Origin of the sequence: Izhakiella capsodis (genome assembly GCF_900115045.1) — a bacterium.
Taxonomy (GTDB): domain Bacteria; phylum Pseudomonadota; class Gammaproteobacteria; order Enterobacterales; family Enterobacteriaceae; genus Izhakiella; species Izhakiella capsodis.
The window spans coordinates 1-7,855 of record NZ_FOVC01000021.1; the positions used below are offsets into that span (position 1 = coordinate 1).

Below are 7,855 nucleotides of genomic sequence, written 5' to 3' on the forward strand. Positions count from 1 at the left end.
TAGGGATGAGCTATATCTTTTCTTATCACCCTTAACATTGATGCTAATGCTTGGCCAGCCTTTGAATTCTACGTCTGGGAAACAAAATGCATCGGAATCAATATCTTTTCTTGCAAGCATCGAAGAAATGAAAGCATTGAATTCAGCTTCATTTTGAATCAAGAACTTTTCTGCGGTTGTCATTTTTTCCTTGGAACTCTCTGGGAAATATTAATTGTCCTGATCTATTACCAGATACACGCAAAAGTACATTATGGGCATTTGCTATAAAAATTACAGTCCTTTCCTCTGCGATCTACCATTACCCAAGCTCACCGCCTCACGCATCCACACACCCAACCCCGCCATGTCCCTGATCACATTAATTTTATTTACGTTTTGCTATGATGCTTTACCGTGGGACTCTCTCAGCCTCTGTTCAAAATAGGCGTCGTAATGAGCCTTCATTGCTTTCATCTCGCGCATGAATTTCTCTTTCTTATCATCAGGTAAGGCTGAAAATACATCTATAAGCTCTTGATGTTCAGCAGTTATTTCTTTCTTTTCACAGACAGATGTCAAGTTTCCATTGGAGGATTTTCTTATGTGGTCCAAGAGTGGCGACACTGATGGATTTATTTCCTCAGGTTCAACATCAAGAAGTGCAGAAAATTTCAAGAGATTTTCTATATTTATGGAAACCTTAGCATTTAAAAATTGGCTGATAGCCGCCTGAGTACTGAAACCCAAAGCGCACGCAGCTTTCTCTTGGCTCAAACCAAGCAGAGTCTTTTTTTCATCCCATATTTTTTTTAACCGCTTAGCGATCTGGATATCTTCTTCGGTAATTATGTTTTTCTTGGCCATATCGGTAGTTTATTTGTGACACTAATATCTATCAAATGGTGCTACTATTGACGCGGAGAATGAGTAGCACTAATATGGCTCCATAGAGATAGGAGGAGTCCAATGAATCTTTGTGATTATTTAAAGCTAAACAACATTAGTCAGTCAGACTACGCACTTGCTGCTGGAGTTAGTCAGGGGTTTGTTAGTCAGGTAATTTCTGGCAGATACAAGCCAAAAGGAAGGAATGCGATCAGATGGGCTGAAGCAACCAACTGGAATGTTACACCCCATGAGTTAAACAGTGATGACTATCCAAATATAACTGACGGTATCCCGAAAAATCAATCTGTAGCTTAAATAATAAGCCTTTCCCCGCTCTCTACACAACGGACACGAAGTCCTACGTCGCTGAAAAGCGAAATCCAACTTAACAAATTTTACTGTGGCAAACCCCACGGTTTAGCCACGCACTTAAATCAACAAGGAGATATTACGAAATGGAAGCTGCAAAACACAGCAAAAGAGTTCGAGAGGTTGAAAGCGAGTTGCGTTCTCGCCTTGTCATGATGGGCCAGGGCAATTTCGCGAAGATGGCCGGCTGGGCTGATTCGAAAGTTAGCCGCCTGAACCTGCGCGACATGGCAACAGTATTCGTGCTGTTGGAGAAAGTTTGGGAAACGAGTCTGATTGCAGAAGTTGCACGTCAAGCAGTTGCGGCGGTGTTGGGAAAAGAAAGCGCCCCGGACTGCGCAAACAGTTTCGAGGCATGAACTGAAAAATAAACTCAGAGGTACAAGTATGCCAGGAATTATCAAAACGAGCAACAATACTCTGATAGGTACTGATGAGCTACTGATTATCGTAAATCAGTCCAGAGCTGAGCATGGAGAAAGCGCGGTACGTAACAACGATTTTATCGTCAGAGTCAAGGATGAGCTAGAGGGGGAGTACTACGAAACTTTCGTAGTTCAAAATTTGAACGGAACCAAGTCCGAGCAGCTCAAAATTTCTAACGATCAGGCTGTTTTGGTTGGTATGCGCGAGTCTAAATCTGTTCGCCGCACAGTTCTGGCAAAACTAAAGGCCAAACAACCTGCCGCAGTTCCGCAAACTCTCCCTGAAGCGCTCAGGCTTGCCGCTGACCTGGCCGAAGAGAAGCAGAAACTGGAGAATCAGCTAGCCATAGCCGCGCCTAAGGCTCAGTTCGTTGACAGCTATGTCAATGCTACGGGATCGCTCGGCTTCCGCGAAACCTGCAAGTTGCTTCACATCAAAGAGAACGCCTTCCGTCAGTTCCTTCTCGATAACGAGATCATGTATCTGCTGGCCGGAAAGCTTACTCCTTACGCCCAGCACATTGACGCAGGCCGCTTCACAGTAAAAACAGGCGAAAGCCAGACCAACGGGCACGCTTTTACACAGAACAAATTCACCCCTAAAGGCATTCAGTGGATCGCAGGTCTATGGGCTGCGCATCAGGTTCAGGAGAGAGCAGCATGAGCATGATTTTAATGGCTAAAGCCATGAGCATTACTGTTGGCAATCCATTAAGAAAGTTGGTTCTGATTAAACTTGCCGACAATGCAAATGATAAAGGGGAGTGCTGGCCATCTTACCAGCACATTGCTGACCAGTGCGAAATCAGTAAGCGGTCAGTAATGCGACATATCGACGATCTTTGCGAGGTTGGATTACTCCGTAAAGAGTATCGGCCAGGCCCAAAAGGGAACTCCAGCAACATTTATCATCTGAGCCTGGATAGTGACAGAAAGTCACCAGAGGTAGTGACACAGAGTCACCACCCTAGTGACACAGAGTCACCACCCCCTAGTGACACAGAGTCACCCAGAACCAGTCACTCTTTTGAACCAGTCAATGAACCTAATGATCCCCCTAAATCCCCCAAGGGGGAATCGAAAAAATTCGACCCTTTAAAAATTGAAATTCCTGACTGGCTGGATCGCAACGTCTGGCTTGAGTGGATTACATACCGGAAACAATCTGGCAAGCCTATAAAAACGGCTATGACAGTTAGCAAGGCATTAAGTCTGCTAAAAGAGTGCCTTGATGGAGGCCATGATCCAGCAGAGGTCATAAACGCCAGCATAGCCAACGGCTATCAGGGATTGTTCAAGCCAAAGAACGCAATTTGCAAACCATCACCTGCTCAACAGCCAACCCCCCACTGGAACAGCCCTGAAGGCTGGAAGGATTTCTTATGAGCGCGCAACTACTGACAGCGATAAATAATCGTGACGGTGCGGCTATGGCTCGTATGGCTTGCGGACGGTATGAACCCGATAAGGTCATCAACAGTGAAGCTGAGGCGCTGGTAGACTCACTTTTCCGGCAGCTGAAGCAGATTTTCCCCGCCGCAGTCAGTACCAGCCTTCGCAACGAAGCCGTAGAGAAAACGACTAAGCGCCAGTGGATTGTAGCTTTCGCAGAAAACGGCATTAAAACCCGTGAGCAACTTTCGGCAGGTGTCCGTCGCGCCCGCGCAAGCAACTCTGATTTCTGGCCGTCACCGGGAAAGTTCATAAGCTGGTGCAAAGACAGTTCGACGATTCTTGGTATTACTCAGAACGACGTTATGACTGAGTTCCGCAAATACAACAGCCGGAAAGGGGGATATACGACACCTGAGCAGTATCCGTGGCCGAAGCCTATTTTTTATTGGATCGTGCTCGATATGCGCTATGCGATGTTGCAGCGTCAGCTTAGTGAGTCAGAAGTTGAAAAGTTCGCGTCTCGTAAACTTGATGAGTGGTCAAAAAAGGTAGCCGCTGGAGAAGCAATACCGGATCCGGTTGCCAGGCTGGAATCGAAAAACACGGTTATGCATTCGGTTACGTCGCAATCTAATGATCTGAGTATTCATTACATGCCGAATGCGTCCGCGCTTGGCTCAGTCACTCCGGCTCAATGGCTTCATGCAGAATTTAAACGCCGTAAATCGGCAGGATTGGTGTGACATGCTAATCGCTAAAATCATCGGCACGGGGTGGATGCTGTTCTGGTTTTTTATGTGCCTATCTCTAATGGCAAAGTCACTCAAGGAAGGTTCAGACGCGTTAGGTGGATTATTTAGTGCAAGTCTAATGTGGTTAATTTTCGGCTTTGGGCCAATAGTCATCGTCAAATTCGGATGGGGGTTTATCAGGTGAATGAGGATTTACCAACAGTCATAGCAGAAAACAATTTAACCCTTGCGCCGGATTTGACCATCAAAGTGCTGATGCTCAGCGATGGAAACCGCACAATACCTGAAGTCGAAATGCAGCGCGCTTGCGAATGGCTTGGAGTCAATTTATCGACACTTCAGGCGATGACGCTGACCAACCAGAGGAGAGGGGGTGATGAATTTTTTTAGAATATCGGCTCTTTTTTTTAATTATGCGTCTTACCCCTTCGGATTTCTTTGTCTTGCAATTCAAATGACCGGGTTGATTCTTGCCTACCCATTCGCATGGGTTAGCGACATGTTGGAGAAAATTAGCTTTAGACTGAAATATAAATCCATTTCAGGAAAGAGGGATGGCAAATCATGATCGACCAACAAACAGAGTTTGAGGAGTGGTGGAGTTTGCCAGAGCACGAGGAATTACGTAAATCCTGCGCACAAGGCTGGGGCTGGCAAATCTGGCAGGCCAGCAGAGCGGCGGTTATTGTTGATATACCATCTAAAATTGGGGAATGGAACACTGTGAACGGATATGTATTACCAGAGGCTGAGAGCTACGACGAAGCGATAGACGACTGCGCCTACGCCATTCGCGAAGCAGGGATATCCGTGAAGGAGGATGAGTGACAGCTAAAACCGTAACTATCTCGAAACGCGACTACAGGCAGATATTCAACGCATATATCAACGCCACAAATTGTATGCAGCAGGTGCTGATGATCCACCGTGGTGATAATAAATTTTCCGATAGAGCTGTATGGGCGACTGAGGATTTATTGCAGAAAATAACTCAGCAGCTTAAAGAGGTTATTGATGGAGAAACAAACGTTCTTTCTCAGAAATGAGCAAGTAAGACGAAACCTTATAGACGCAATCAACAAACTCCCCCTGAACGACCACCACCCACTCACTGTACGCATTACCGATTTTGACAGATCACTACTCCAGAACAGTATGTTCCACGCACTATGCGGTGACGTTTCGCGTCAGGCTATCTGGATGCAAAAACAGCGAAAGCCTGTTCAGTGGAAAACGCTGTTTGTGTCTGGCCACGCGGTAGCAACAGGGCGGGGTGCTGATGTTGTACCAGGTCTGGAAGGGGAATTCTGCAATATCAGAGAATCAACGGCAAAAATGGGAATTAAGCGCATGACCAGCCTTATCGAATATTCCACGGCCTGGGCTGTGGGTAATGCCGTGAAATTGCGCGAGGTTCGTTACAGCAATGATTTTTACGGGCGGTCAGCATGAAAACAGCAAGCAAAGCAATAACAGAACTACTGTCGCACGGCATGGCGTACAGAATTGAAAAAATAGTAGAAAAGACGGGCTTTAAAAAATCAACGGTATCAAGTGCTCTTAGAGAGCTGCAAGCTGCAGGTCTTGTCGTGAAAGAGAAAGACCCGGCGTTCAGCTATCGCTATGTCTATTTGAGCGCGAATGCGCCGCAGGGGTTTGGAATAAGTCGGCGTCTGTGTGAGCTAAATAACATTTTAAGAGAGCTGCGACGTGAAAAAAACATGGTTCACGCATGAGCCGCTAGACACCGATACCGCAAACGAACTCCTGTCACGATACGCCGCCCGCAACATTCAAACTCAGAAATCATTAGCAGCCGATCCGCGAATGTGGCTTGTCAGCGCCCTGTTGCCATTTTCTGAGCGTGAGCCTCGGCAGGACAGGAGATATCAACAAAAATTCTGGAGCTGAAATGTCGCTTAAAAGAGATAAATGGGACGCTGTTTTCTCTCAGCTTGTAAGAGAGCGAACAAACTGGACATGCGATTATTGTGGGCGATTTTTTCATCATGAAAAACAGAAGTTACATTGCTCTCACTTCAAGTCACGCCGCCACAAATCAACTCGTTATCACCCATACAACGCTTTTGCTCACTGTGTCGGCTGTCATCGTAAGCTTGAAGAAGATCCTCACGAATTCACGATGCACGCAAACATCATCTACGGAGAAATGACTATTGACCGTGTAGCCCGCCTTGCATCCATTCCTGTGCGGTTAAAGCCGTGGCAGATGGATGACATCTACCAGCACATGAAAACCGAACTGGAGCGCTTACAGGAGCTTAGGGCTGGGGGCGTAACGTGTCGTTTAGGCTTTACGCTTCCGGAATGGTATCAGGACGGGATCACTTATCGGATGGGGGAAGCAACGTGAGAGACATTCAGCAGGTATTAGAACGGTGGGGCGCTTGGGTGGCGGATAATCGGGAAGATGTCTGCTGGCCGTCTATCGCGGCTGGTTTTTCAGGGCTTATACCGTCAAAGGTAAAAAGTCGTACTCAGTGCTGTGACGGGGATGGAGTGATTATTTCTAACATCATGGCCGGGCTACGCAGTAAGCATCTCGCAGCTCATGACCTGCTGTTTGACTACTACGTATTTGGAAAAACATTTATGCAACTGGCGTATGAGCATCACTGTTCAGATACGCACATAGGTAAGAAGCTACAGAACGCCGAAGGGGTGTTAGATGGTTACCTTATGGCGTTAGAAATAAAATTAGAAATGGACAGATATGTCAGGCGGGAGGTGGTGGCTTGACGGTTCATGGTATCCGGGGCTATATTCTCATTGCAGCCGCAAAATCGGCTGTCGGGATTGGAACCCCGGATATCTAAGAGACGCATAGCCGCGTTAGCGGTTTTTTTATGCGCTAAGCACAGTCACATCAGCATTATGGTGGGGCGTGCGGGGGAGCCGAAAGGCTCGCCGGGTTCTCTTAGCCGGTAGTTCCAACCCTGTACGTCTCACCACCCTAAGATTGGAGCCTGACGGTGGTGATTATCCTGACTAAGAGGAATTACCATGTATACAATAACCGCTGAAACACTTACCCCTATCAAACATAACCAGATTCCTGTTGTTACTACTGAACTACTGGCGCAGCTTTACTGTTCAGAAGAAAAATATATTCGTCAAAACTATAAACGTAATGAAGATAGGTTTGTCAGTGGAAAACACTACTATAAAGTTACAGGAAGTGAACTACACGATTTGCGAACCTCTCAAAGAGGTTTACAAATTTCACCCAAGACCCGATCACTCATTCTGTGGACAGAACGCGGAGCCGCGCGCCATGCCAAAATGCTTGAAACAGATCAGGCTTGGGAAGTGTTCGAAAAACTGGAAGATAGCTATTTTCGGCAGCCAGCATCACAGCGACAACCCTTCAACGCAGATCTGCATATCACTATCCGAAATGATGAAATAATAAGTATCAGGTCATTAAGCGCCGGAGAATATGTAATGAGCCTGTCCGTCTTTGAAGAAATGATTGGGCGAAAGGGCTATAAAGTCGTTCACAAAGATGACATCAAAGAAGCGGCTAGAAAATATTTGCTCGAACGGCTATAAATAAGTTTACGATCGTAAAATTATGAATATCATGATAAGAGTGACTACTACGTCATGATGCTTACCGAATACTACGCTTGACAGATCGTTGAGAAATGTTGAGTCAGAAAGCCCCGGCAGAAATGCGCGGGCTTTTTCATGCTTAGAATTTGAGTTGGATGAGGCAGATAAATAGCTTTCTGTACTTAGGTATAGGCGTAATGTGTACCTTAGTGCAGGTTGATGGTCTGATGAAAGGGTACTAACATTAGTCTTTCTGAAGTATCAAAAAAAGCCCCGTATTCATTTTGTCTGGAGAGACGCTTGGGAATGAATGCGGGGTGCCATATCGGCCAACACCAGGGAAAATTTATACTTCAACTCAATATTACACATAAACTTTTCTGATGTAAATAAATCTATTTCGCTGCGTATTATCTTAACAAAAATTTTTATATTTTTAATTATTTTGTAACAACCTTACTAATTAAG

General features: G+C 45.8%; 14 protein-coding genes and 1 pseudogene. 13 read left to right on the forward strand and 2 right to left on the reverse strand.

The window, feature by feature from the left end:
* Positions 1-183 (reverse strand): annotated as a pseudogene (locus tag BM191_RS16225) (hypothetical protein); the annotation flags it as partial.
* 198 nt (positions 184-381) lie between these two features.
* Complete coding sequence (locus BM191_RS16230) at positions 382-846, reverse strand: helix-turn-helix domain-containing protein (protein ID WP_092880247.1); 465 nt, start codon at positions 844-846, stop codon at positions 382-384.
* A gap of 102 nt (positions 847-948) precedes the next feature.
* Here BM191_RS16230 and BM191_RS16235 point away from each other — a divergent pair, with 102 nt between their 5' ends.
* The 13 genes from BM191_RS16235 (at position 949) to BM191_RS16310 (ending at position 7,384) form a co-directional block, all read left to right on the forward strand.
* The gene (locus BM191_RS16235; RefSeq protein ID WP_092880250.1) at positions 949-1,185 is read left to right on the forward strand and encodes a helix-turn-helix domain-containing protein; all 237 of its coding nucleotides are present in this window, start codon (positions 949-951) and stop codon (positions 1,183-1,185) included.
* 140 nt (positions 1,186-1,325) lie between these two features.
* A complete protein-coding gene (locus BM191_RS16240) occupies positions 1,326-1,598 on the forward strand; it encodes a CII family transcriptional regulator (protein ID WP_092880253.1) in 273 nt (90 codons plus the stop codon).
* Positions 1,599-1,626: 28 nt separating this feature from the next.
* Positions 1,627-2,328, forward strand: a complete 702-nt coding sequence (locus tag BM191_RS16245) for a phage antirepressor KilAC domain-containing protein (protein WP_092880256.1) — start codon at positions 1,627-1,629, stop codon at positions 2,326-2,328.
* Positions 2,325-3,050, forward strand: a complete 726-nt coding sequence (locus tag BM191_RS16250; protein ID WP_092880259.1) for a helix-turn-helix domain-containing protein — start codon at positions 2,325-2,327, stop codon at positions 3,048-3,050. The genes BM191_RS16245 and BM191_RS16250 overlap by 4 nt, the downstream gene beginning before the upstream one ends.
* The gene (locus tag BM191_RS16255; protein ID WP_092880263.1) at positions 3,047-3,802 is read left to right on the forward strand and encodes a replication protein P; all 756 of its coding nucleotides are present in this window, start codon (positions 3,047-3,049) and stop codon (positions 3,800-3,802) included. Before BM191_RS16250 ends, BM191_RS16255 begins: the two co-directional genes overlap by 4 nt.
* A 189-nt stretch (positions 3,803-3,991) precedes the next feature.
* Positions 3,992-4,201, forward strand: coding sequence for a hypothetical protein (locus BM191_RS16265; protein ID WP_092880269.1), 210 nt, complete (start codon positions 3,992-3,994; stop codon positions 4,199-4,201).
* 174 nt (positions 4,202-4,375) lie between these two features.
* On the forward strand, positions 4,376-4,639 hold the full coding sequence (locus tag BM191_RS16275) for a hypothetical protein (RefSeq protein ID WP_092880275.1): 264 nt from the start codon (positions 4,376-4,378) through the stop codon (positions 4,637-4,639).
* A complete protein-coding gene (locus BM191_RS16280; protein WP_092880278.1) occupies positions 4,636-4,857 on the forward strand; it encodes a hypothetical protein in 222 nt (73 codons plus the stop codon). The genes BM191_RS16275 and BM191_RS16280 overlap by 4 nt, the downstream gene beginning before the upstream one ends.
* Entirely contained in the window at positions 4,826-5,263 is a 438-nt protein-coding gene (locus BM191_RS16285; RefSeq protein ID WP_092880281.1) for a recombination protein NinB, read from the forward strand. The genes BM191_RS16280 and BM191_RS16285 overlap by 32 nt, the downstream gene beginning before the upstream one ends.
* Positions 5,260-5,547 (forward strand): MarR family transcriptional regulator, encoded by a 288-nt coding sequence (locus BM191_RS16290; RefSeq protein WP_092880285.1) that lies wholly within the window; start codon positions 5,260-5,262, stop codon positions 5,545-5,547. Before BM191_RS16285 ends, BM191_RS16290 begins: the two co-directional genes overlap by 4 nt.
* A 176-nt stretch (positions 5,548-5,723) precedes the next feature.
* Positions 5,724-6,185 (forward strand): hypothetical protein, encoded by a 462-nt coding sequence (locus tag BM191_RS16300; protein ID WP_092880291.1) that lies wholly within the window; start codon positions 5,724-5,726, stop codon positions 6,183-6,185.
* Positions 6,182-6,571, forward strand: coding sequence for an antiterminator Q family protein (locus BM191_RS16305; RefSeq protein WP_092880294.1), 390 nt, complete (start codon positions 6,182-6,184; stop codon positions 6,569-6,571). The genes BM191_RS16300 and BM191_RS16305 overlap by 4 nt, the downstream gene beginning before the upstream one ends.
* Before the next feature lie 264 nt (positions 6,572-6,835).
* Positions 6,836-7,384, forward strand: coding sequence for an ORF6N domain-containing protein (locus tag BM191_RS16310; RefSeq protein WP_092880297.1), 549 nt, complete (start codon positions 6,836-6,838; stop codon positions 7,382-7,384).
* The last annotated feature ends 471 nt before the right edge of the window (positions 7,385-7,855 follow it).